Annotated in this window: 22 protein-coding genes; 7 read left to right on the top strand and 15 right to left on the bottom strand. The window is 63.6% G+C overall.

From position 1 onward, the window contains the following. The coding region (locus tag VN856_RS20170; protein WP_325692233.1) for an amidohydrolase family protein at positions 1 to 754 on the top strand (754 nt) is incomplete at its 5' end. Between the two features lie 86 nt (positions 755 to 840). Here VN856_RS20170 and VN856_RS20165 read toward each other — a convergent pair. Genes VN856_RS20165 through VN856_RS20155 form a run of 3 tightly spaced genes read right to left on the bottom strand, consistent with a single transcriptional unit; the run spans position 841 to position 3,650 of the window. Then, on the bottom strand, positions 841 to 1,245 hold the full coding sequence (locus tag VN856_RS20165; protein WP_325692231.1) for an ester cyclase: 405 nt from the start codon (positions 1,243 to 1,245) through the stop codon (positions 841 to 843). After that, positions 1,232 to 2,518, bottom strand: a complete 1,287-nt coding sequence (locus VN856_RS20160) for a cytochrome P450 (RefSeq protein WP_325692230.1) — start codon at positions 2,516 to 2,518, stop codon at positions 1,232 to 1,234. Before VN856_RS20160 ends, VN856_RS20165 begins: the two co-directional genes overlap by 14 nt. A gap of 4 nt (positions 2,519 to 2,522) precedes the next feature. Beyond that, positions 2,523 to 3,650, bottom strand: coding sequence for an amidohydrolase family protein (locus VN856_RS20155; protein WP_325692228.1), 1,128 nt, complete (start codon positions 3,648 to 3,650; stop codon positions 2,523 to 2,525). Between the two features lie 192 nt (positions 3,651 to 3,842). On the opposite strand from VN856_RS20155, the gene VN856_RS20150 reads away from it, so the two are divergent. Next, positions 3,843 to 4,637 carry an SDR family oxidoreductase gene (locus VN856_RS20150; RefSeq protein WP_325692226.1) on the top strand — a complete coding sequence of 265 codons (795 nt, stop codon included), beginning with the start codon at positions 3,843 to 3,845 and terminating at the stop codon, positions 4,635 to 4,637. Positions 4,638 to 4,646: 9 nt separating this feature from the next. Here the strand turns inward: VN856_RS20150 and VN856_RS20145 are convergent, their stop codons facing one another. Beyond that, the gene (locus tag VN856_RS20145) at positions 4,647 to 5,813 is read right to left on the bottom strand and encodes an acyl-CoA dehydrogenase family protein (RefSeq protein ID WP_325692224.1); all 1,167 of its coding nucleotides are present in this window, start codon (positions 5,811 to 5,813) and stop codon (positions 4,647 to 4,649) included. 4 nt (positions 5,814 to 5,817) lie between these two features. After that, complete coding sequence (locus VN856_RS20140; RefSeq protein WP_325692222.1) at positions 5,818 to 6,843, bottom strand: acyl-CoA dehydrogenase; 1,026 nt, start codon at positions 6,841 to 6,843, stop codon at positions 5,818 to 5,820. A gap of 149 nt (positions 6,844 to 6,992) precedes the next feature. Here VN856_RS20140 and VN856_RS20135 point away from each other — a divergent pair, with 149 nt between their 5' ends. From VN856_RS20135 to VN856_RS20125, 3 genes are read left to right on the top strand one after another with little or no spacing between them, the layout of a single operon-like run. Then, positions 6,993 to 8,177: an amidohydrolase family protein gene (locus VN856_RS20135; protein ID WP_325692220.1), complete on the top strand. Its 1,185-nt coding sequence runs from the start codon at positions 6,993 to 6,995 to the stop codon at positions 8,175 to 8,177. A gap of 1 nt (position 8,178) precedes the next feature. Continuing rightward, complete coding sequence (locus VN856_RS20130; RefSeq protein WP_325692218.1) at positions 8,179 to 9,423, top strand: cytochrome P450; 1,245 nt, start codon at positions 8,179 to 8,181, stop codon at positions 9,421 to 9,423. Continuing rightward, positions 9,423 to 11,048, top strand: a complete 1,626-nt coding sequence (locus VN856_RS20125; protein ID WP_325692216.1) for a class I adenylate-forming enzyme family protein — start codon at positions 9,423 to 9,425, stop codon at positions 11,046 to 11,048. Before VN856_RS20130 ends, VN856_RS20125 begins: the two co-directional genes overlap by 1 nt. 35 nt (positions 11,049 to 11,083) lie before the next feature. Here VN856_RS20125 and VN856_RS20120 read toward each other — a convergent pair whose 3' ends face one another. After that, the gene (locus tag VN856_RS20120; protein ID WP_325692214.1) at positions 11,084 to 11,737 is read right to left on the bottom strand and encodes a TetR/AcrR family transcriptional regulator; all 654 of its coding nucleotides are present in this window, start codon (positions 11,735 to 11,737) and stop codon (positions 11,084 to 11,086) included. A gap of 94 nt (positions 11,738 to 11,831) precedes the next feature. Between VN856_RS20120 and VN856_RS20115 the strand changes: the two genes are divergently transcribed. Next, positions 11,832 to 12,881, top strand: a complete 1,050-nt coding sequence (locus tag VN856_RS20115) for an oxygenase MpaB family protein (RefSeq protein ID WP_325692212.1) — start codon at positions 11,832 to 11,834, stop codon at positions 12,879 to 12,881. A 352-nt stretch (positions 12,882 to 13,233) separates the two neighbouring features. Here VN856_RS20115 and VN856_RS20110 read toward each other — a convergent pair whose 3' ends face one another. The 4 genes from VN856_RS20110 to VN856_RS20095 form a co-directional block, all read right to left on the bottom strand. Then, entirely contained in the window at positions 13,234 to 13,728 is a 495-nt protein-coding gene (locus tag VN856_RS20110) for a YceI family protein (RefSeq protein ID WP_325692210.1), read from the bottom strand. 163 nt (positions 13,729 to 13,891) lie between these two features. Continuing rightward, complete coding sequence (locus tag VN856_RS20105; RefSeq protein ID WP_325692208.1) at positions 13,892 to 15,310, bottom strand: aldehyde dehydrogenase; 1,419 nt, start codon at positions 15,308 to 15,310, stop codon at positions 13,892 to 13,894. A gap of 104 nt (positions 15,311 to 15,414) precedes the next feature. Beyond that, entirely contained in the window at positions 15,415 to 16,101 is a 687-nt protein-coding gene (locus VN856_RS20100; RefSeq protein WP_325692206.1) for a VOC family protein, read from the bottom strand. 49 nt (positions 16,102 to 16,150) lie between these two features. After that, entirely contained in the window at positions 16,151 to 16,972 is an 822-nt protein-coding gene (locus tag VN856_RS20095; protein WP_325692204.1) for an alpha/beta hydrolase, read from the bottom strand. Positions 16,973 to 17,041: 69 nt separating this feature from the next. On the opposite strand from VN856_RS20095, the gene VN856_RS20090 reads away from it, so the two are divergent. Beyond that, positions 17,042 to 17,749 (top strand): TetR/AcrR family transcriptional regulator, encoded by a 708-nt coding sequence (locus tag VN856_RS20090; protein ID WP_325692202.1) that lies wholly within the window; start codon positions 17,042 to 17,044, stop codon positions 17,747 to 17,749. 35 nt (positions 17,750 to 17,784) lie between these two features. On the opposite strand, the gene VN856_RS20085 is transcribed toward VN856_RS20090, so the two are convergent. From VN856_RS20085 to VN856_RS20065, 5 genes are read right to left on the bottom strand one after another with little or no spacing between them, the layout of a single operon-like run. Next, positions 17,785 to 18,627 (bottom strand): enoyl-CoA hydratase, encoded by an 843-nt coding sequence (locus VN856_RS20085; protein ID WP_325692200.1) that lies wholly within the window; start codon positions 18,625 to 18,627, stop codon positions 17,785 to 17,787. A 12-nt stretch (positions 18,628 to 18,639) separates the two neighbouring features. Continuing rightward, positions 18,640 to 19,446, bottom strand: a complete 807-nt coding sequence (locus VN856_RS20080; protein ID WP_325692198.1) for an acyl-CoA thioesterase — start codon at positions 19,444 to 19,446, stop codon at positions 18,640 to 18,642. Next, positions 19,443 to 21,080: an AMP-binding protein gene (locus VN856_RS20075; RefSeq protein ID WP_325692196.1), complete on the bottom strand. Its 1,638-nt coding sequence runs from the start codon at positions 21,078 to 21,080 to the stop codon at positions 19,443 to 19,445. Before VN856_RS20075 ends, VN856_RS20080 begins: the two co-directional genes overlap by 4 nt. Continuing rightward, the gene (locus VN856_RS20070; protein WP_325692194.1) at positions 21,077 to 21,826 is read right to left on the bottom strand and encodes a 3-oxoacyl-ACP reductase family protein; all 750 of its coding nucleotides are present in this window, start codon (positions 21,824 to 21,826) and stop codon (positions 21,077 to 21,079) included. Before VN856_RS20070 ends, VN856_RS20075 begins: the two co-directional genes overlap by 4 nt. Beyond that, complete coding sequence (locus VN856_RS20065; RefSeq protein WP_325692192.1) at positions 21,826 to 22,614, bottom strand: enoyl-CoA hydratase/isomerase family protein; 789 nt, start codon at positions 22,612 to 22,614, stop codon at positions 21,826 to 21,828. The genes VN856_RS20070 and VN856_RS20065 overlap by 1 nt, the downstream gene beginning before the upstream one ends. Positions 22,615 to 22,713 lie beyond the last annotated feature (99 nt).

The following is a 22,713-nucleotide window of genomic DNA, read 5'->3' as shown; positions in this document are numbered from 1 at the left end:
GGTCTACTCCACGCCGGTGCTCAATCTCGGTCTGGTCGATGAAGCGCGGCGCGAGCTCGAATACATCCTGGACAACGGCGCCAAGGTCGCGTTGATCAAACCGGCACCGGTGAACGGCTACAAGGGCTGGCGCTCCCCCGCGCTGCCTGAGTTCGATCCGTTTTGGCGCGACGTCGAGGACGCGGGTCTGCCAATCGTGTTGCACGCCAGCCAACCTCCGTTGCAGGAGTACATCGACAAGTGGGAACCGCCTTCGACCAGTAGCGCGTTCGAGATGTCGGCATTCAAGTGGACCGCGCTGGGCCACCGGGAGATCGCCGACATGTTGACCAGCCTGATCTGCCACGGCACGTTGACCCGGTTCCCGAAACTGCGGATCGCCAGCGTGGAGAACGGCAGCGCGTGGATCAAGCCGTTGTTTGATGACCTGCAGTCGACGTACAACAAGATGCCGCAGAACTTCCCCGAGCATCCACACGAGGTCTTTCGCCGCAACGTCTGGGTCAGCCCGTTCTGGGAGGGCTCCGTCGCCGACGTCGTGCAGACCGTCGGATGGGACAAGGTGATGTTCGGCTCGGACTGGCCGCATCCCGAAGGCTTGGCCGAACCCAAGCGGTACTGGCAGTACGCCGAGGGCATGGACACCCGTCGCACGTACGACTTCATGGGCGACAACGCGCGTCGCTTCATGGGTCTGCCGCTCGCCAACCCCGACCCGGAGGCCGTCAAACCGCCCGCGCTGGCCCACGCCTGAGAGGCACCGGGGCGGGTCTCAGCGCGGTCGCGGTGATGGGCCGGTATTCATGTCGGGACCAGCGGGTCTGAGGCGTTCAGTTTCACTCATTGCCGGGCCTCGAGTTGGTCGAAAAGGCTTGTCAGATCACCGTAAACCCAAGATTCGGTAACTACCGACCCGCTGACGGCATACAGTTCGTCGGTCTGCACGGCGATGGCGCGATGTGTCGGCGCGATTCCTGCGTAATGACCGGTATGGATGCCCCGCAATGTCCAGCGCGCAAAGACGTGACCGTTGTCGCCGAACAACAGGTCCTCGTGGAGGTGCAATTGGTCAAATGCCGTGACCATTTGCCGCAGGTTGGCCTCGATGTCTGACAGTGGCAGCGGCGTGTCCAAACCAGTCGCCCAACGCACACTGTCTGGCGCGAAGCCGGCAAGATAGCCGTCCACGTCACCCGCGTTCAGTGCGGCGACGGATCGACGGATGAGATCCTCACCTGAGCTCATCTGCTCCTCCTACCCACTCCAGCTCGACCTGCTGCCACCCGTTGAGCAGTGCCGTCGGGTTACGTTGCAGCGGAGCGTCGGTCGGTTTCAGTCGGTCGAGGTAAGGCAGCAACCCGCTGATCGCCGCCCGCACTTCCTGACCAGCCAGGTGCGCGCCCAAACAGAAGTGGATGCCGTGTCCGAATGCCAGATTCTTGCCGGGAGACCGGTTGATCAGGAAGCGGTCGGGTTCATCGAAGCGACGTGGATCCCGATTGGCTGCGGCCATGTGCAACGCGATGATGGCGCCCTTGGGGATTGGTGTTCCGGCGATCACGTTGTCTTCAGTCGCCTCGCGAAAGGCGAATTGAATCGGAGTGGTAAACCGATTTGCTTCGTCGACGGCATTGGGCAGCAGTTCCGGTTCGTCGAGCAACAGCTTGAGTTGGTCTGGGTTGGCCAGCAGTTCGACGACGGTGTTGCCGATCAGATTCGTCGTCGTCTCGTTCCCGGCGACCATGATGGTGATCGCGACCATCAGCGTTTCGACGGTGCTCAGCGACTCGTTGTCGATCGCGGCGACCATGGCACTGACCAAGTCGCCCTTAGGTTCTGCCCGACGGGCCTCGATGAGGGGGACGAAGTAGGTGCTGAACTCCTTGATCGTTGCCAACATCAGTTCGTTGCGCTCAGCGGGGCTGGCGAACTCCGCGCCCGCTGCGGCGGCGAACGCGTCCGACCATCGCTTGGCCTGGCTGTAGTGGTCGCCGTCGATGCCGAGGATGTGGCAGATCATCTCGACGGGCAGCGGAACGGCCAGCCGCTCCACCACGTCGAATGTTTGTTGACCTTCAATTCCGGTCAGACAGCGCTGGACGATCTCCTCGATCGCAGTCGCCATCTCCTTGATCCGTGGCGGCGTGAATCCCCTGCTGACGATCCGGCGCATCCGGGTGTGTTGGGGCGGGTCGGCCGCGGCAATGGTTTTCGCGGAAGCCATTTCGGCCATGTCCACCGGGATGCCCGCGGCCAGTGCCATTAGTCGCTCGACTACCTCTGGTTTCATCTCCTCATCGGGCGGCGCCGATCCCTCGTAAGGGTTGGGGCGCGATGAGAATTGCTGCGGGTTGGACTGCACCGCCTTCACATCGTCGAACCGGGACACCACCCAGATGTCAGAGCCGGTGCGGTAGACCGGAAATCGCTCCCGCAGTTCGGCAAGTACCTGCGGCAGCTGTTCGGATGGTCCGGGCTTGAACGGGTCGAATGTGAAATCGGATACAGTCGCTGTCATTGACTCAATCCCAAAAGCGGTACAGCTTACGGGCATTGAGCTCGACGATCTTTCGGGCCTCATCGTCGGGGACGTCGACGAGATGCTCGGCGAGCAACTTGCGGGTGTGTGGCCAGTTGGAGTCCGAGTGCGGATAGTCGCTCTCGAACATGATGTTGTCGATGCCGATACGGTGCCGTTGCTCGATGCCTGACTGGTCAGAGATGAAACAGCCGTAGATGTGTTCCCGAAACAGCTCGGAGGGGAGCTTGTCGGCGTCGATATTGCACCAGTATTTGTGTCGGCCCCAGGAGTAGTCGATGCGCTCCAGTAAATACGGCATCCAACCGATGCCACCCTCGGACAGCGCAACTTTCAACTTCGGGAACTTGTAGAACACGTCGGACATCAACAGGTCGACGGTCGCCATCATTGAGTTCAAGCCGAACAACGCGATGCCGATGAACAGGTCACCGTCGGGGGCTAGCCCGAGCGGCATGCCCCCGGAGCCAAAGTGCATGGACAGCGGCAGCCCGGCTTCTTCGCAGACGCGCAGCAGCGGATCCCAGTGGTCGGTGTGAAACGACGGCAGTCCGATCTTGTGCGGCGCCTCGATGAAGGAAATGGATTTCGCGCCCCTGGCCGCAGTGCGCTCGACTTCGGCGACCGAGGCCCCGATGTCCCAGAACGGAACCATCATCAGCGGGATCTGACGTTCGGGAGCGTAGCCGCACCATTCGTCAAGGATGAAGTCGTTGTATGCGCTGATACAGAGCTTCGCGAAGTCCTTGTCCTTGGCCTTATGAAATGTGCTGCCAGCGAACCCGCCGAAGTTGGGGAAGCACAGCTGCGCCCACACGCCCTCGATATCCATGTCCTTGATGCGGTCGGCGATGTCGTGACACCCGGGCAACATGTCGTCGTAGCTGCGCGGGTCCATCCCGAAGTCGCGTGGATGCTTGCCCGCAACGGCATTGAGGGCAAAGTTGCCCGATTGACTGCCTTCATAAAGCCAGGTGTCGTTGCCGTCGGGCAGCTTGACGATTCGCGGAGCCACGTCGGCGTACTTGGCGGGTACGCGGTCGAGCCAAACCCGGGGGTGCTCGATGACATGGTCATCTACAGAGATGATTCTTACGTCGTCGGGAAGCATGTGATCTCTTTCTAAGAGGCATCGCGTCACAACAGTAGAACGGTATATGCGTCAGACGCAACGGTCATACTATGGCTCGTAGCAATCCACTCCCATCGATTGCGTGGTCGTCAGGTGCGCAGCGCGCGAAAGCGCCGATTGGCTCGCGCGCCAGTTCCGCTGACACGACCGTCGAATGAGAGGCCATCCATCGTGAATCTTGGGTTCGGCGGCGCAACGGCGGTGATAGCCGGCGGTACCCGCGGCATCGGGCTGGCCACCGCATTGTGTCTTGCCCGCGAGGGCTGCCGGGTCGGCATCATCGGTCGGGATGCATCCCGACTGACCGCCGCTGCCGACGCCGCGAGAGACGCCGGTAGTCCCGAGGTGCTCGTGTTGCCGACAGACCTGACGTCAGGCGCCGACGTCGCCGGCGTTTTCGACGAGGTGAGGACTCGGTGGGGCGTGCTGAACGTTTTGGTCAACGCCGCCGGGCCGGCCGGCGCGGGACGATTCGAAGATCTCACCGACGCTGACTGGGCCGGCACCTTCGACCAAGGGGTGACGTCGGCTGTCCGCTGTGTGAGAGCGGCGCTGCCCCTGCTGCGGGCGGCCGCCTGGGCGCGAATCGTCAACGTGACCGCGATGTCGGTTCAACACCAGTCGCCTGGACTCGTGAGCTATACGGCGGCGAAAGGCGCGCTGCTGTCCGTCACCAAGAACCTCGCCCGCTCGCTGGCACCCGATGGGATTCTGGTGAACGCGGTCGCGCCAGGTCCGATACTCACCGACTGGGCGAGACCGGTGCTGGCCGCCGCCGGAGTCGATGTCGAGGATCCGGTCGCGGCCTTCGGATTGCTGGCCCGCGGGCACGGGATGTCGGTGGACCTGAAGCGACTCGGCATGCCCGAGGAGGTGGCTGCCGTCGTCGCATTCTGCGCGTCGCGCAGCAACAGCTACATGACCGGCGCGCATCTCAATGTCGACGGTGGCAGCGATTTTCTGTAGGGGCCCGCGTTAACGCCTTGGACGGCTGCGGGGCAGGCCAAGCCGGTTCTCGACGATCAAGCTCCGCAGCACTTCGCTGGAACCGCCATAGATCGTCGTCGCGACCGCGCTGCGATAGTGGAAGTCGAGGCCGCCATCGACGGGAGCCTCGGGATCGGTCCAGTCGAGCAGCCCCGACAATCCTGCTATGTCGATCGCGGCGGCCGAGGCACGGACATAGCTTTCCGGACCGAACAATGCCGACACCGGGCCGGGCTTCTCGCCCTCGCTGTCCAGGAAGGCGACCCGCAGGCCGAGCAGATCAGCGACCTCGGCTTCCATGGCCATCCGGGCCAGGCGCTCTCTAACGAGGGTGTCGTTGATCAACAGAGCGCCGTCCGGTCCGGGCTGGGTGCGGGCAAACTCGAGCGTGTCCATCGCGATCCATCGGGTCCGTGAGCCCGGTGCGACGTTCTGCTCTGCTTCGAGCGCGGCGCGCATCACCGAAAAGCCTTGATGAGCCTCACCGATCCGGTTCGTGTCCGCGACCCGCACGTCGTTGTAGAACACCACGTTCGTCCGTTCATTGCCCATGGTGTGCACCGCGCGGATCTCGATTCCGGGTGAGTCCAGCGGCACCAGCAGCATCGTCAGTCCACGGGTGCCCACGGAACCCGCCTGCGATCGCGTCAGCAGGAAACAGTAGTCGGCGACGTGGGCGAATGTGGTGAAGATCTTCTGTCCGTTCACGATCCACTCGTCGCCGACTTGCTCAGAGCGTGTTGCGCAGGCGAAGACGTCTGATCCCCCGGCCGGTTCGGTGTAACCGAGGCAGATGAGCGTCTCGCCGGCGACGACGCCCGGCAGAATCCTGTCCTGCAATTCCTGGGAGCCAGCGGCTTTGATGGCATTAGCCGGCAGCATCGTCGTGCCCGGTCCGATCGTCGGGACGCCGCCCTTGCGCAGGGTGTCCAACAGCACTGCCGCCTCGTACGGATCGAGGCCGGCACCGCCCTCCTCGACCGGCCAGGTCGGCGCGACCCACCCACGCTCGCCGAGCTTGCGCGTCAGCGCCCGTTCGACGCCGTCTCCGGTTCGACGTTCGTTCTCGATTACCTCACGGGTGACGTACTCAGCGACGAATGCCTGGGCGTCACTCCGGATACGGACCCAGTTTGCGGGTTCGGTGAAGTCCATCAGCTCAGTGACCTTCCGGGAGAGCGGGACCGAAGCGTCGATCCGCGAGAACCAGGAGCTCGCGTCGGGGGTCGGCGAACGCCACGGCCCACGCCTTGGCCCGCCGGTAGTAGAGCTGAATGTCGTACTCCTCGGTGAAGCCGTACCCGCCGTGCACGTGCAGGCTGTGCTGGCTCGCCTGGTATGCCGTTTCGGCGGCGAAGATGAACGCCATCGTGGCGAGCGCCGGCCCATCGTGCTGCTCGTTGTCCAGTGCCCAGCACGCCTTATGCACCAATAATTGAGCGCCATCCAGGGCGCTCAACGCGTCCGCGAAGGGATGCGCAACGGCCTGATACATGCCGATCGGTTGGCCGAATGCCTGCCGCACTTTGGTGTACTCGGAGCCGATGTGCACGGCTTCAAGAGCCAGCCCGACCAGCGCGGCCGCCCTGAGAATCCGGACCTCGTCAAGGGCCGCCGCGAACTCGGTCCGCGCCTGCTCGCCTTCGGCGAGCGAATGGCCGGCGGTGTGTGCATCCCATCGCCCCAGCGCCAGCCCGCCCAGGTTGCGTCGCGGGATCGTCGGCTGCCCATCCGGCCTCGTGACGTAAAGCAGAGCCTTCCCGTCGAAAGCCAGTACCGCGTCAGCGATCGCTCCGTCGACAAGGAGCTGGTCGCCCACCGGTCCACTGCGCGTGGCCAGCGACACGATGCTCGATCCGGTCAACACGGACGCCAGTAGCTCTTTTTCACCGAGGCGAGCAAGCAGCCGTGCCGCTGCGGCGGTCTCTGCAACCGGAATCGGGGCCAGACGACGCCCTGCCTCTTCGGCCAGCAACGCGAGTTCCAGCAAGCTGCCGTCTGAGCCCCCGTAATCCGATGGGATGCCGATCCCCAACGCCTCGACTGCGCCGTAGCTCCGCCACAAGGCCCTGTCCAGGCCGGTCGATTCGGCGATCCGGACTCGCTGCGGGGTCGACTCCTTGCGGAATAGCGCCGCAAACGTCGCGCGAACCGCGCGCTGCTCATCGCTGAGGCGCAGATCCACGTCAGACTCCTCCCATGTCTCGCGTCGTAGCCAAGGACATTACCCTTAGCGGAGTTGCTACATGCAAAAAAGTATCGGCATGTTCTCTTCATACGCACTCGATGCTAGAGTTTTGCGCAATTGCAGGTGCCCACGCCAGGAGGAGTTGGATGACACCGAAGCTGGGTTTTCCGGTGTTCGATGGTGACAACCACATGTACGAGACCCAGGATGCGCTGACGAAGTTCCTGCCGCCCGAGTATCACGGCGCGGTTCGCTACGTCGAGGTGGATGGCCGCACCAAGATCGCCACCTTGGGGCAGATCAGCGAGTACATCCCGAACCCGACCTTCGACAAGGTCGCCGCGCCCGGCGCCCAAGAGGACTACTTCCACAACGGCAATCCGGAAGGTAAATCGCATCGCGAGATATTGGGCAGGGCGATCGAGGCAACCCCCGCGATGCGTGAACCGGCACCCCGGCTGGCGCTGATGGACGAGCAGGGCATCAACAAGTCGATGATGTACCCGACGCTCGCGAGCCTGGTGGAGGAACGTTTCCGGGAGCACCCCGAGGCGACCCATGCGATCATTCACGCTCTTAACGAATGGCTCTGCGAAACATGGCAATTCGACTACAAGGGCCGCATCTTCACCACGCCGATCATCACCTTGCCCATCGTGGAGAGGGCTATCGACGAGCTGAACTGGGTGGCCGAGCGCGGTGCCCGCGCCATTCTCATCCGGCCGGCGCCGGTGCCCGGGCTGCGCGGCCCGCGGTCGTTCGCCCTGCCCGAATTCGACCCGTTCTGGAAGCGGGTCGTCGAGACCGGCGTGCTGGTGATCATGCACGCCTCCGACAGCGGATACTCGCGATATGCCAACGACTGGGAGGGTTCCGGCGAGTTCCGGCCGTTTCAGCCTTCGCCGTTCCGCTCCTACTACAGCCTGGCCCGCAACCCAGCCGAGGACGCGGTCGCGGCGCTTGCCTGCCACGGACTGCTGACGCGGTTCCCCGAGCTTCGAATCGGCATGGTGGAAAACGGAACAACCTGGCTGCCCCGGCTTCTAGCGAACCTCAGAGATACCCACAAGAAGATGCCCCAGCTCTACAGCGAGGATCCCGTGGAGGCCATCCGTCGTTGCATTTACTTCAATCCGTTCTGGGAGGAGAACGTCGCCGAACTCGCGAAGCTGGTGTCGATCGAGCATCTGTTCTTTGGATCGGACTACCCCCATCCCGAAGGCCTGGCGGAACCCCTCAGCTACGCCGAGCGTCACCCTGAGCTGAGCGACGACGAGATCGCCACGGTGATGGGCGGCACGCTGTCGAGCATGATGCGGATCGGTGCCTGACATGTCGACCGACCATGGCGCGGGATCAGCCACCAAATCGCGCGAGGATGACTCCCCCATGGAGTTCGACCCGTACTCCGACAGCTTCTTCGACAACCCCTACGAGACCTATCGTTGGATGCGCGACGAGGCGCCGGTGTACTACAGCGAGCGGTGGGACTTCTACGCCCTGACCCGCAATGAGGATGTCGTTGCGGCCCACCGCGACTGGGAGACATTCAGCAGCGCCTACGGCGTCACCCTAGACGCACTGTCGATGCGCCACAGGTTCGACGAACTCAAGATGTTGATCCTCATGGATCCACCCGAACACGAACTGCTGCGCAAGCTGGTCCGCCAGGTCTTCACCAAAGCGGCGATCGCCAACCTGGAGCCGCTGGTGACCGACGTCGTCACCTGCTATGTCGACGCGTTGAAGGGCAGAGACGATTTCGACATCGTGGCCGACTTCGCGGCGCTGTTCCCGGTCGAGATCATCTCGTCAATGCTCGGCGTCCCCCCTGGAGAGCGCCAGCAGATCCGGCATTGGACCGACGGGTTCCTGCATCGCGAGCCGAACAACCCCTTCGCGACCGAAAGTGGCGTCGCCGACTCGATGGCGATGAACGCTTACTTCCTGGAGCTGTCCAAGCAGAAACGCCGCGAGCCCGACGACCTGATCATCAGCAGGCTGGTGGACGCTACCTACGAAGACGAAACCGGGGTGACGCACCGGCTCACCGACGAGGACATCGCCACGTTCGCGGTGCTGATCGCGGCAGCGGGCAGCGAAACGGTCACCAAACTGGTGGGCAACGGCGTCATGGCCTTTCACCACAATCCCCAACAATGGGAGCTGGTGCTCGCCGACCCCGGCGTGATCCCAGGAGCAATCGAGGAGATGTTGCGGCTCAACCCGCCCTCGCAATACCAGGGCCGGTTCGCCACCCGAGACGTCGTGCTCGACGGGGGCACCATCCCGTCGGGATCGCCCACCCTGCTGGTCACCGGCGCCGCCACGCGCGACCCGCGGGCCTACGACCGGCCCGACGTGTTCGACATCAAACGGGGCGGATCTACCACCCTGGCTTTCGGATTCGGCGCACACAGCTGCCTGGGCTCCTGGCTCGCGCGACTGGAGACACGAGTCGCCTTGCACGCGATACGCGAGAACTGGCCGCGGTTCGCGGTAGACACCGACGGTCTGCGCCGGGTCACCATGTCCAACGTCGCCGGCTACTCGGACATCCCCGTCCACATCGGCTGATGGCCGGAAAACCTGCGGCGCCAAAGGATTCGTCGCCGCACGGCATGCCTGCCAGCATCCCGGAACTTCTCAGTCTCAGGCGTTCCGAACCCGACGGCGAGTTTCTTGTCACCGACGACCACCGACTGACTTTCAGCGAAGCCGACACCGCGTCAGTCGAACTGGCGGACGCATTGCTGGCCTCCGGCGTCGGTAAAGGCACCAGGGTCGGGATCCTCTTTCCCAACTGTGCCCAGTGGCTCATCTGCTGGCTGGCGGCCGCGCGCATCGGCGCGCTGACGGTTCCCCTCTCGACCTTCGCACCCGGTGCGGAACTCGGACGGTTGTTGCGGCACACCGATGTACAAGTAGTACTCCTGGGCCAGCGGATCGCCGGCCGCGAACTCGTCGAGCGCATGCAGGACGCGCTGCCCGGCCTCACCGACGGAGGGGCAGTGATCGCTGCGCCCCAGGCACCCTACCTGCGGCGGATTCACGTGTGGCCGGACTGCGACAGATCCTGGGCGACGCCCTGGCCACGTGCCAAACCGATTGTGTCGCTTACGCATTCAGCCGAGAACGAAGTTGTACCCTCGGATGATCTCGTCGTGGTCAGCACATCGGGAACGACGGCGCTTCCGAAATCCGTCGTGCACACCCACGGCAGCCTGGTGCGTCACGCCTACATTCTGGCGCGCCATCGCGGCGTCACGTCGGCGGACCGTATCTATTCGCCGATGCCGTTCTTCTGGGTGGGCGGCCTGACGATGGTTGTGCTGCAAGCACTCTCGACCGGTGCAACTATTCTCGCCCAGGATGTCTTCGAGGCGGGCAGCACGCTGGCGCTCTTGGAACGAGAACGGGCGACGATCATCTCCTGCTGGGCTCAGGCGAGCCAGGCCATGGCCGACCATCCCGACTTCGCCAAGCGCGACCTGTCGAGTGTGCGAGGCGGCACCATGCTTCAGGCGCTGCCACCCGACCGGCGACCCAGCGAAGCCGACCTGACACCCAACCTGCTCGGTATGACCGAGACTGGCGGCCCACACACGATGGTCGAGGTGCCTGACACCCCGCTGCCACCGGACCTGCGCGGATCCTTCGGGATTCCGCTGCCTAATGTGGTGCAGCACCGGATCGTCGACGCCGAGTCAGGCGTCGAGGCGCCCGCCGGTCACGAAGGCGAGATCCAGGTGCGCGGCCAGATTCTCATGAGTGGCGTCTACAAACAGGAACGCCACGACGTGTTCACTGCCGACGGCTGGTATGACACCGGTGACCGCGGATTCTTCGACGCCGCAGGGCATCTGCACTTCACCGGTCGCGCCAGCGCCCTGATCAAAACCGCCGGGTCCAATGTGTCACCGGCCGAGGTCGAATCGGTCCTGGATGCCATGCCCGGCGTGCTGCACAGCTTCGTAGTCGCCCTGCCCCATCCTGTACGGGGCGAGGTCGTCGCCGCCGCCGTTGTGCCCGCGAACGGGGCGCCGTTGTCGGTAGAGACCATCGTTGCCCACGCTCGCCGCAACCTCTCGACGTTCAAAGTTCCCAAGGTCATTCGCCTAGTCGCTGAGAGCGACCTGCCCATCCTGCCCACCGGCAAAGTCGACCGCCGAGGACTCGTGCGGATCCTGGCCGGCGACTGACCCGTAGCGGAGGCGCTGGTGTGACGGGACTCGAACTAGTGCGGTTCGTCCGGCTGGGCGGGTGGCGCGATACCGGAGATCCGGTAAAACATGTCGACAAGCTGATTGATGACCTCGTCAATCGTCAGCGGAAGATGGCCGTCCAGCCATGCCATGCCGATTTGTTGTGCAGCTCCGATGAATCCGTACGCTTTGAGGCGCATGTCCTGCGGTGGGGGTAGGGCGTCGTCGGCGGCGGCGAAGGCGAACCAGAGTTCGACTGCGCGCGTTGGGAATCCGTCGCGGTATTTCTTGAGCGGACCGGTCTGGGACTCGACGGCGAGCAACCGCACCACCCTGGAATCGCTCAAAAGGGCCCGTGCGTAGACCGTGAGCGCGGGGCGGGGGTCACGACCGGCGCCGACCTCGATCGCCGGCGCAACCACTCCCACGAGATTGCCCGTCACGTGTTCGAACACCGCCTCGGCGAGCGCGTCTATCGATGCGAAATTCTCGTAGAAGTACCGCTTGGTCAGCCCAGCTTCGGCGCAGACGTCAACGATTCCGACCGCTGCAATCCCCCGCGTTCCGAACAGTTGCAGGCCGGCCTCGATCAGTTGCTCGCGGCGCTGGTGACGCCGGTCGGCGGCGCTGACGCCACGATATGGGCGCGGCACGCCCGCAACCGCTGAGCTAGTCGCCTCCGCCATAAGTCCTCACATTTGACACTCGTCCGTATCAGATACTACCGTCAGCAATATCTGATACTTCATCGAGTCAGTTTCGGGGTCTTAGGAGCTTAGGATGACTGAACTTCTTCCCGCACCGCTGGACCCCGAGGGTTTGGTGTGGGAGCACTTCGGCCGCCTCCCGATTTTTCGCCTATCCAATGGGCTTCGCGAAGCGATGCTGCAGAATATGCATCCCGGGCTGGCCGCCGGCGTCGAGCATCACTCGGTTTTTTTCGAGGATCCACGCGCCCGCGGCGAGCGGTCGATCGGACCGATCATGTCGGTCGTCTACGGGGGGGCCACATCGCACGAGTGGGGAAAATTAGTGCGAAGCTTCCACGGCCCCATCAAAGGCGTCGACAAATACGGTCGGCGATACAGCGCGCTCAACCCGGAGACCTTCTTCTGGGCGCACGCAACATTCGTCGAAGACATCGTGACCGGGCACGAGCTCACCGGCTATCCGCTGTCAGCGGCTGACAAAGAAGCCCTCTACTTGGAATCGATTGACTGGTATCGCCTATATGGCGTCAGCATGAGGCCCGTCCCACCCGACTGGGACGCATTCCAGCAGTACTGGGAACACATGATCAACAACGTCCTCGAGGACAGCCGCCCGGTTCGGGAGGGCTTTCACATGTACCGGACGATGCCCCCGCCGACCAGCAAGCGCCTGTCTGATCGCGCCAATACGGTTGTGGGACCACTGATTCTGAAGCCGCTCGTGCAGACACCGCTGGTGAAATTAATCCTGTGGATCACCACCGGCGCGCTACCACCGGTGATCCGCGAACGGCTCTGCCTGGACTGGACTCGACTCGACGAATTGCGTTATCGCCTGCATCTCAAGGCAGTTCACGCGATGATCAAAGGCATCCCGACACACCTTCAATATTTCCCACTTGCCCGAGACCAACGCGCGCAATACCACCGCACGGGTACCGTCGCGCCGATCCCTTTGCCAACCCGAAACCCGCATCAGTCAAATCGGTCGCCGGCTCTGTCGGCCACACCGCGCGGGAACTGCTCCAGGGATCTGAGCAAGACAGAAAGGGCAGATCTACACAGCGCCGCCTGGAAGGCGATTGATCCGAGACTGGGTGGCGCTAGCTTATCCACGTGACAAGGCCCCGGACGCCGGCTCGGCGAACGCCGACCACGTCCGTGAGCCGACTCCGTGGTCGGGCTTGTTCCGGCATCACCATGCTGGCCTCGCGGAAACTACTGCCACGCAAAGGTATTCGACGTCGGTCGCTGCCACGGCAGTATCGATGACCTCACCGCCGCGAAACTGTCCCCAGAGTCTGGTATCACTGTTCACTGGACCGGCCGGGAAGGGTCGGACACTACGGGCCACGCGGGTGCCAACCAGCTGCGGATGCAGTTGCCGTCGCGTTCGAAAGCCGGATCACCCCAGCAAGGAATAACTAACCATGCCAAGCAGATCCACCGCTGACCTGAACACCCGAGTCCAGTCAGGCCCGCTTCAGGGTGGCGTCGAGGATAACCTTGACCGGCTTGGTGGTGCCCCATCGGGTGATCCCATACTCCTTGGGTGAGACGACCACCGTGGCGCTGTAGCGGGGTGGACCCGCTGAGGTCGACCGTGTCGCCTCGAAGGTGATCGACTGGCGGACGTCGCGGATGCACAGGGTGCCGGTGACATCAAGCCCGGTGGGCGTTTCGACGACGGCGGTGCTGCGGAACTCCAGCGTAGGGAACCGTGCGGTCGCAAACACGCTATCTGCCCGGAGGTGCTCGTCGCGCATCTTGATGCCGGTATCCACGCTGTCAGTCCAGATGGTCGCCGAGATCGCGGACTCGGCCACCGAGGAGCCAACTGTGATCGCCGACTCGTACCGGTCGAACCGGCCATTCACCTTCATGCCGAAGGCCGCCTTAGCCTGAAAGCCGACTGACGACGCTGTGGTATCCAAAGTCCACGCGCCGGTGCTCAATTCAGTGTCCACAAGACCATCCATTCCGTAACTATTAGCTGTCCTGGCCTGCGCTGTGCGGGAAGGCCTCGGCTGAATCGGTGCCCGCAGGTCCGTTAGGAACTAACGCACTCCCCACCGTTCGTGTCGCTCACGCATACTTGACGACGGCGCGCTGCACGCCAAGGTCGAGAACCTAGATTTCCATCACGACGGTTTTGGCTTCGGTGAAGAATTCGCGACTGTGCTTGCCTCCTTCGCGGCCGATCCCGCTGTCCTTGAAGCCGCCGAACGGTGCGCGCAGATCACGAACGAAGTAGCAGTTGACCCAGACTGTGCCGGCCCGCACAGCGCGTGCCACACGGTGGGCGCGACGCGCATTTTCAGTGAACACCATGGCGTTCAGGCCATATCGGGAGTCATTGGCCAGCCGTATGGCGTCGGCTTCATCGTCGAAAGGTGCGATGGTGACGATCGGACCGAAGATCTCCTCACGGCTGATCCGCATCTCCTGGGTGGTGTTGACCAGCACCGTCGGCCGGATCCACCAGCCTTGGTGAGGCCCGCCGGTGAGGAGCTTGGCTCCTTCGGCTTCGGCGATCTCGAAGTAGTGGCACACCTTCTGCCAGTGTTCTTCGTTTGCCAGTGGGCCGATCTCGGTGGCGGGGTCGGTCGGGTCGCCGACCACGAGACGCTCGGCCAAGTCGACGAAGCGATCGACGAACTCGTCGAAGATCGACCGCTCGACATAGAGACGGCTGCCGGCCAGGCAGACTTGGCCGGAGTTGGTGAAGGCAGCCTTGATGGACCAGTCGAGCGCGGCGTCGAGGTCAGCGTCGGCGAAGACCAGGTTTGCGCTCTTGCCGCCCAGTTCGAAGCTCACCCGTTTGAGGCTGGGTGCACCCGCTTGAAGGATGTTGCGTCCGGTGTTTGATTCGCCGGTGAACGTCACGAGATCGACATCGGGGCTTGTAGTTAGCGCTTCACCGGCTTCGCCTGGGCCGTACCCGTGCAGGATATTGAGCACGCCTCTGGGTAGCCCGGCCTCGATGGCCAACTCGCCGAGGCGGGTGCAGGTGCCCGGGCTTTGTTCTGCGGGTTTGAGAACTACGGTGTTGCCAAAAGCGAGGGCAGGGGCGACTTTCCACGTCGACAGCATCAGTGGGAAGTTCCACGGGCTGATCGCGGCGGTAACGCCGACGGGTTCGTAACTGGTGTAAATGTGGTGGGTGCTGGACGGTAGGGATTCGTCCTCGCAGAAACGCGGATAGTCAGCGAAGAATCGGAAGTTCGCGACCGAGCGTGGCAGGTCACGCTCGCGGCACTGGGTCACTGGCTTGCCCATGTCGGTGGTCTCCAGTGCAACAAGCTCATCGGTGTGCTGTTCGATGAGATCGGCGAGGCGGTGCAGGTGGGCGCCCCTCTCGTCAGGAGTCATGCGCGGCCATGGGCCTTCGTCGAAGGCAACCCTCGCGGCGTTCACCGCTCGCGCGGCGTCTTGGGCGGATCCGCGGGCGACTTTGGCCCAGGGCTGCTGGGTGGCGGGGTTCACCGTGTGAAACCACTGGTCGGTGGCGACCCGTTCACCGTCGATGAGGTGGGTGAGTTCATCCATTTCGGATTCTGCTTTCAGCTTGGGGCGAGCCGCATCAGCGCTGCGGCGATGGTCGGGGGAAGTGTTGGACGACATCGCTTTTCAGTCAGGCTCAGCCGCGGCGGTCAGTTGACGATTACCGGTGGCGTGGTCTCGCTGGCGTTGTCCCAGACTTCTTGGTCGCTCAGTGACACCAAAAGGTCGTACGCACCGGGCCAGTGCATGGTGGGTTTGTCAGGATCGGTGGCTGGCTGCGCGACGGGCGTCGCTGGCCTGTCGTAAACGGCCGGGTCTTTGAGTGCTTCGACTTCATGACGCGAGATGCCGCACAGGTCAACAACTTCGGGGTCCACCCAGGCGCTGGCGTCGATATCGTGTCCGCACGTGACTTCTAGGCTCAGGCCTTCGGGTCCGCCGAAGTAGATCGACTTGATGAAGCCATGATCTATGGGGCCGATCACCTGCACCCCTCGGCTGCGGATCCGATCCCGCATCGTCAGAACCTCATCGAGGGTGTCGACATGGAGCGCGACGTGTTGCATCCCACCGATGGTCACAGCGCCGCCGGGATTGCCGGCGTGAGTGACGCCCCACTCGATGTCCTTGGGATTGTCGGGATGCTGGACGAACGCAACGTAGCTGTCCGGTGCCAGTTCGACGAAACCGTGGAACGCGCCGTCGACGCCATGCATGTAGTACAGCGCCCGTAGCGGACAGCCAAGAACATCACACCAGAATTCGAGCTGTCCCTTCATGTCTCGTGTGCTCAGGGCTAGATGGTTGACGCCGCGCGGGTGCAGGGTGGTCGTCATGCGTGCTGCTCCTTGGATGTTGAGCTGATTAGTTGGATGTTGACGTGGATTACTTGGCTTGTCGACGGCACCACTCGAGCACCACGTCGCTGTAGGCAGCGGTGTGCGACAGCATGAGCTGATGCATGCCATCGGGGTGCACATACAACTCGACGGGACCCGCGGTGGCGTCGGCGACCATTTTGGCGACGGCAGGGCCAAAGGTCGTGTCCCGCTCCCCAACCGTGTAGAAGATCGGCTTGGTGTTCTGCGAGATCGGTACCACTGGGTCGTAGCGGAAGAAGGACGCGAATGCCCGCAATTCGTAGTACCAGGTGTTCAGTGGATCGGCTTTCTTTTGCTCGCTCGCACCGACGTAGCCGTAATCCTCATCGAAGTTGATAAATCGATCGACGCTGAGCAGCAGTTTGTCGCCGAACAATGCATCGATCTGCTCAAAAGCCTCACTACGAAACGGATTCGGGTTCGGAATCAGCGGCGCCGATGGGATTGCATAACCCATCAGGACCGCGCCCCGGAAAACATCAGAGGCCTGTAGCGCGCTATAGGCCGCCGCGGCACCCAACGATGATCCCTTGATGAACACCGGCAGACCGGTGCTCTCGCCGATGTGCTCGCCCAAAGCCACCGCGTCGTCGACCCACTCCTCGATGCTGAATCGGCCCGGTGGCCGCATATTCACCGAGCGGCCGTGGCCCGGCGCGTCCATGCTCCAGACATCCACGCCGTGCGACGCGTGGTGTGCGCAAAAACTGTCGTAAATACCGCCGTGGGAAGCGATCCCGTGCTGAATCAGGATTGCGTGGTCTGCATCGTTACCGGGATACCGGTAGCTGAACGTCTCGTTGAGTACGTGTTCTTCTCGCTTCATGAGTGCCAGCTTGAACTATTTTTCGCCATGTGTCAAGAAAATATATTTGTCGGGAGGTATCGTGCTGTCATGGCGACAGATGCCGTGCAGGCCGCCGAGACACGCGGTCGGCCACGTATCCGAGACGACGACGAGATCCTGCGGGCCGCGTTACACGCCTTCGCCGAGCACGGCTACGAAGGAATGTCGCTGCGCACGCTCAATGCTGAGATGGGACTCAGCCGCGGCACCATCAATCAACGGTTCGGTTCAAAAGAACAGCTCTGGTATGCCGCGGTCGATCATGAGTTCCGCCACCTGATCGACGATCTCAACGCCGAGCTGCAACAACGAGCGGTTGCCGACGACGATCTGTCGCGAGTACGCGAGGGCATTCGCGCATTTTTGATCGCCTCGGTCCGTCGCCCGGAACTCGTCAGGTTGATGAACCAAGAAGGCCTGCATTCGACCAGCCGCCTCGACTACATCATGACGTCGTTCACTCTGCCGGCGTTGACTCCGGTATGGCAGGGCTTGAACCGGCTGGCAGACGCTGGCGTGGTCCGACGGGTGCCTGCGAGAACGTTGCTGTTCCTTATCGCCCACGGAGCCGCCGCGCCGTTCACACTCGGCCCACTATCGGACCGATTCGACCCCGTTGACGGCCCCCTGGACCCCGTCGACCACATCGAGCTGGCCACCGACATCATCGTCTCCGGGCTCCGCATCGCCCAGCCCGACGGCGCCGACAGCTCCAACGGCCGTTCAGGCGCCTCGAGAACAAAACGGCGCGCCTAGCCGACAGCCCGCACACCTACGCGGACAAAGGGAATTCACTCGGGGCGGCCCGCGGCCTTCATCCGATTCAGGTCCGCCATCACGACGGTCCTGCCCTCGGTGGCCGCGAGCGCACGCGTATGGCCGAGGTGGTGCATGTCGAAACACGATTCGATCGCGTTGGAGAAGCCCATGGTGTCGAGGGTGTGATTGACGGCGCGTTTGGCCATTCGCAATGCCCACGGGTCGGTTCGGGCGATCCGTTGCGCGAGCTGCAGAGTAAATTCGCGAAGCTCCTCCAACGGCACCACGTGGTTGACCATCCCGCAGCGCAGCGCCTCATCGGCGCTGACCGAACTTTGAGTGAACAGCATTTCCTTGGCTTTCCTGGGGCCCAGTTCCCAAGTGTGCGCGTGGTATTCGACGCCCATGATGCCCATCATGCCGACCGGGTCGGAGAACTGAGCATTGTCGGCTGCGACGGTCAGGTCACACGGCCAACACAACATCAACCCCGCGGCGATACATTTACCCTGCACGGCCGCGATCGTGGGTTTCGGGATGTTACGCCAGCGTTTGGCGTATTCGAGGTAGCCGCGGGTCTCCCAGTCGTAGTACTCCTCCGCCACCAGTTTTCCGTCCTCGGCACGCTTGGGCCGAAGGTCGCGGCCATTGGCGGATGGATCGTTGCCGGACATGTCGTGGCCGGCCGAGAAATGCTTACCGGTCGTGGTGAAGACGATCACCCGAACTTCCGGGTCTGCGTCCGCGCGCCGCCACGCGTCGTCGAGGTCTTTGAGGATGCCTGGTGTCTGGGCGTTCGCGGCCTCCGGGCGGTCCAGGGTGATCACTGCCACCGGTCCGTCGGTCTCGTACCGAACGAAATGCTCTGCTGCCATTGTCTTCTCCTTTTACCTGATGCTTCTGATCACGCTCTCTTGAGCGAACGACGCCACGAGTGACCCGGCCTGGGTGTAGACGGCGCCGGTGCCGAAGCCGCGGCCGCCGGCCAGGCGCTGGCCGCGGATGTCTACGCGCAGCCATTGGGACACATCGAATGGCTGATGGAACCAGATGGAATGGCTGACGACACCGGTCTGCAGCCGGACGTGCGCATCCTGCTGACTCAGGCCGGGTACCGCCTTGAGCAGCGTGCCGATCAGCGGCCAATCCGAGACGTACGCGAGTACCGGCCGGGCCAGCGAGGTGTCGGCGAATTCGGAGCAGCGCATCCAGAACGCGAGTTCGGCGGGCACTGCGCTGACGTCATCGAGCCCGATTTCGCTGATCAGCCGGACTTCGCCCGGGACCACCGCGAAATCAACTGGCTTGGCGGCCAACGGGTCTGAGGTGGCTACAGCGTCGAATTGGTAGTCGTACTCGTCGTCGGCGCGGTCGACTAGGATCGTGGCCGTCGCCACCACGCGACGCCCACCAAGAGGCTGGTCCTGGTAGACCACCGCGCGCCGCATTCCCAGCGAGCGTCCGTCGTGTGTCTTCTCCACCTCTAGAAATAGCGGATCAGTGGGCCGGCCCGACCGCGGAAACGCGGCATGCACCGATTTGACGGTCCGGCCGGGCGCGACAGCGGCCACCAGCTGAGCGAGGATCTGCCCGCCGAAGATCTGCTCGCCGGCCGGATTGGCTACTGGCAGAACGGTGCGCTCATCGCCGCGGCTTTCGATGTCGAGGATGCTGCGAAACTGCTCGAGATTCATTGTGTGCCCTTTGCGGCCTTCGCTGTTGCAACCAATTCGAACTTCTTGACTTTCCCGGACGGGGTCATCGGCAACGCGTCGACGACATGCCATGCGACAGGAGTCTTCTGGCGCGCGAGGCCCGCGGTGTGCAGGAAATCGGCGAGCTCGACTGCGGAGGCGCTTTCGTGGTCATCGAGCACGATGAACGCGATCGGGACTTCGCCGAATCTGTCGTCAAGACCAGCGACGACGGCGGCTTGGCGGACGGCGGGATGGCCGGCGAGCAGATCTTCGATGTCGCGGGCGGAGAACTTCTCGCCGCCACGATTGATGACATCTTTGAGCCTGCCCGTGATGGTGACGAACCCACCCCCGTCGATCACACCGACGTCGCCGGTGCGAAACCACCCTTCCTCGTCCAGCGCGGCCCGGTTGGCCTCGGGGTCAACGTAGCCCAGCATCCGCTCGGGCCCGCGCACCAGCAGCTCGCCTTCGCAACCTGTTGTCAGGGAGCGGGATTCGTCATCTACGACGCGCACCTCGACCCCGGGCGCGACCGCGCCGTCGGTCTGAGCCCGCGCATCGAAGGGATCCGCCCGGTTCATCAGGGTTACGGTCGGAAGTTCGGTCATACCGTAGACCCGGGCCGCCGGGATGCCCTGCTCCTCGCTCCGCTCCATGACTGCGCGCGGGACCGAGGCTCCGCCGCAGGCAAACATCCTCAACGGCAACCGGATTCGGGCATCTCTCGCAGCGTCGGTCAGCTCCTGCAGGAATACCGTCGCGCCGGCCGAATAGGTCACCTGGTGCGCTACGATGTCCTGCACGGCCTGGCTGGGTTCCCACCGTTCGGCCAGCACCGCGCAGGCCCCCACCAGCAATGGGATGGTCATCGCATTGAGCACTCCGGTGATGTGTTGCAGTGGAGCGGCCATGTAGGCGACGTCCTCCCACCCCAGCCCCCAAGCGTCAGCGAGTTGCCGGGTTTCGGCCAACAACGTGCGCGAAGAGTGCACGGCGGCCTTGGCGCGCGATGTCGTGCCGGAGGTGAACAGCACGAGGCAAGGCTCGTCCGCACCGACTTCGGCGGATGGCAAGCGCCGATCGTGCCAGACGACGTCGTCGAAAGGAACCCAGCCGTAACGTAATCCGCGCAGCAAAATGCGCGGAATCTTGCCGAGGCCGGCGTCGGCGAGCAGGTCGTCGAAGGCCTCGGCGTGCGCGAAACCGCGGAACGACTTGGCCGAGATGACCGCCGCCGGTCGCACCTCCTCGATCACCTGGCGCAACTCGTGCTCCCGGTAGAACGGCGCGAGTGGCGCACTAACCGCGCCGACGTGCCAGATGGCCAAGCCAAGCAGGTGGGCCTCCCACCAGTTCGCTGTTTGCCAACACACGACATCGCCGGGTCGAATTCCAGCTCCGCTCAACCAGGCCGCGGCGCGTTCGACGAGTCCCAGCAGCTCGCGGTGCGTCATCGTCACGTCTGCCTGCGCCACCGCCGGCCGGGAGCCCCACAACCGCGCGGCGCGCTCGGCTGACGAGCTCATGGTCATGTCGCTGACGTAGCCCAGCCTGCGATAGTCGTCCCGGCGATCTTCCGGTACACCGGGCGCGACGACGCGAGCGGCCGTCAACCTCGTCGGCGTCATCCGCCCATACTCATTCCGCCATCCACGGTGAGGACTGCGCCAGTGATGTAGGACGCCAGGTCGTCGAGCAGAAGAGTGACCGCGTGCGCGAGTTCTTCTGGCCGTCCCCAGCGGCCGACCGGGATCATCGATGTCACCACGTCGCGGGCCGTATATTCCAGCCCCTCCGACAGATCGGTGTCGAAGCTGCCCGGGATCACGCAGTTCACCGTTATTCCTTTTCGCGCCAGAGCACGTGCTGTTGACCGAGTCAATCCGATGAGACCCGATTTAGCCGCGGCATAAGGGATCTGCACCGGGCTGCCCATTGTCGCGGACACCGAACCGATGTTGACGATGCGCCCGAAGCGGCGCTCGATCATCGTGCTCATGGCTGCCTGCGATAAGAAGAACGCAGCCGACAGGTTGACCGCCAGGTGGCGTTGCCAATCGTCAGGTGTGATGTCGCCGTAGCGCTGCTCGGCGACCGTGCCGGCGTTGTTGATCAGATAGTCGAGTCGCCCGTGCTGGTCCAGGACCTCATCGACGAGGCGCTGGCAGGACTGCGGGTCGCCCACATCCGCCCGGTGCAGTGTCACGCGCGCGCCCGTCTTCTCGCACCGCTCCCGGACGGATTCTGCTGCAACGCAATCGGTGGCATATCCGGCGGCCACATCGATACCCGAGTCGGCCAGGCTTTCGGTGACGGCGCGCCCGATCCCACGGGTGCCTCCCGTCACCAACGCAACACGGTTGCCTGAGGCCACTACGACTCCTCTGCTGGTCTCGCGGCGAGTCGCACGCTCAACCGCTCCAGCGCAGCACGGTGATCTTCCGTGTCGAAGCACTCGCTCTCGGCGCGTGCGCATTCGGCGAGCACCGGCGCCGCCCGCTCGATGTGCGAGTTCAACAAGCGCCGCGCCTCCCGAACCGAGTTCTGCGGCAGCGCCGCCAACCGGTAAGCCAGGTCGAGGGACGCAGCTACCGTTTCTTCGGTGGGAACGACACGGTTGACCAGGCCGAGTCGGTGGGCTTCGGCGCTCGGAATCCGATCGCCCAGCAATAGATGCTCCTTTGCGGCGGAGAGACTGGTCAGCAACGGCCACAACACAATTCCACCCGCTCCGTCGAGCAACCCGAGCGCGACGCGGGGGTCGGACAGGAAAGCGTCCTGTGCCATGACAACCAGGTCGCACAGCAGCGCGACGGTGACACCCGCCCCGATAGCAGCGCCGTTGACCGCCGCGACGGTCGCGAACGGTAGCCGGTTCATCACCCAGAACAACTCCTGGTGCTTATCCAGAATCGCGTCACGAACCCCTTTGTCGGCGCCCATCTCTCGGATGGTCTCAAGGTCACCGCCGGCGCTGAACGATCGCCCCTCGCCGGTGAGCACCATCGCGCGGATGTCGGGACTCTCCGAAAGCGCGCGCAGGGTGTTCAGCAACGCAACGGTTACTTCACCGTCCATCGCGTTGGACTTCGTCTGGCGGGCCAGCGCTACCACCGCCACTGGCCCATTGCGTGTGACCTGCACGGCCGGTTCAGCGAACACGGCGGAATGCTCGTTGCTGCTCACAGCTCGACCAGTCGCGGGACGGTTCTTGCTGAAACTAGTTGCTGCCCAATGGCTCTGCGCAGCTCGATGGTCGAT

The sequence above is a fragment of the Mycobacterium sp. genome, from assembly GCF_035603715.1.
In the GTDB taxonomy this organism is placed as follows: domain Bacteria; phylum Actinomycetota; class Actinomycetes; order Mycobacteriales; family Mycobacteriaceae; genus Mycobacterium.
This window is presented reverse-complemented; position numbering and strand designations above follow the sequence as displayed.

Coding starts and splice junctions, on each gene's coding strand:
- VN856_RS20165 (WP_325692231.1), bottom strand. CDS start 1,245: ATGAGCTCAGGTGAGGATCTCATCCGTCGATCCGTCGCCGCACTGAAC.
- VN856_RS20160 (WP_325692230.1), bottom strand. CDS start 2,518: ATGACAGCGACTGTATCCGATTTCACATTCGACCCGTTCAAGCCCGGA.
- VN856_RS20155 (WP_325692228.1), bottom strand. CDS start 3,650: ATGCTTCCCGACGACGTAAGAATCATCTCTGTAGATGACCATGTCATC.
- VN856_RS20145 (WP_325692224.1), bottom strand. CDS start 5,813: ATGGACTTCACCGAACCCGCAAACTGGGTCCGTATCCGGAGTGACGCC.
- VN856_RS20135 (WP_325692220.1), top strand. CDS start 6,993: ATGACACCGAAGCTGGGTTTTCCGGTGTTCGATGGTGACAACCACATG.
- VN856_RS20130 (WP_325692218.1), top strand. CDS start 8,179: ATGTCGACCGACCATGGCGCGGGATCAGCCACCAAATCGCGCGAGGAT.
- VN856_RS20125 (WP_325692216.1), top strand. CDS start 9,423: ATGGCCGGAAAACCTGCGGCGCCAAAGGATTCGTCGCCGCACGGCATG.
- VN856_RS20120 (WP_325692214.1), bottom strand. CDS start 11,737: ATGGCGGAGGCGACTAGCTCAGCGGTTGCGGGCGTGCCGCGCCCATAT.
- VN856_RS20115 (WP_325692212.1), top strand. CDS start 11,832: ATGACTGAACTTCTTCCCGCACCGCTGGACCCCGAGGGTTTGGTGTGG.
- VN856_RS20105 (WP_325692208.1), bottom strand. CDS start 15,310: ATGGATGAACTCACCCACCTCATCGACGGTGAACGGGTCGCCACCGAC.
- VN856_RS20100 (WP_325692206.1), bottom strand. CDS start 16,101: ATGACGACCACCCTGCACCCGCGCGGCGTCAACCATCTAGCCCTGAGC.
- VN856_RS20095 (WP_325692204.1), bottom strand. CDS start 16,972: ATGAAGCGAGAAGAACACGTACTCAACGAGACGTTCAGCTACCGGTAT.
- VN856_RS20090 (WP_325692202.1), top strand. CDS start 17,042: ATGGCGACAGATGCCGTGCAGGCCGCCGAGACACGCGGTCGGCCACGT.
- VN856_RS20085 (WP_325692200.1), bottom strand. CDS start 18,627: ATGGCAGCAGAGCATTTCGTTCGGTACGAGACCGACGGACCGGTGGCA.
- VN856_RS20080 (WP_325692198.1), bottom strand. CDS start 19,446: ATGAATCTCGAGCAGTTTCGCAGCATCCTCGACATCGAAAGCCGCGGC.
- VN856_RS20075 (WP_325692196.1), bottom strand. CDS start 21,080: ATGACGCCGACGAGGTTGACGGCCGCTCGCGTCGTCGCGCCCGGTGTA.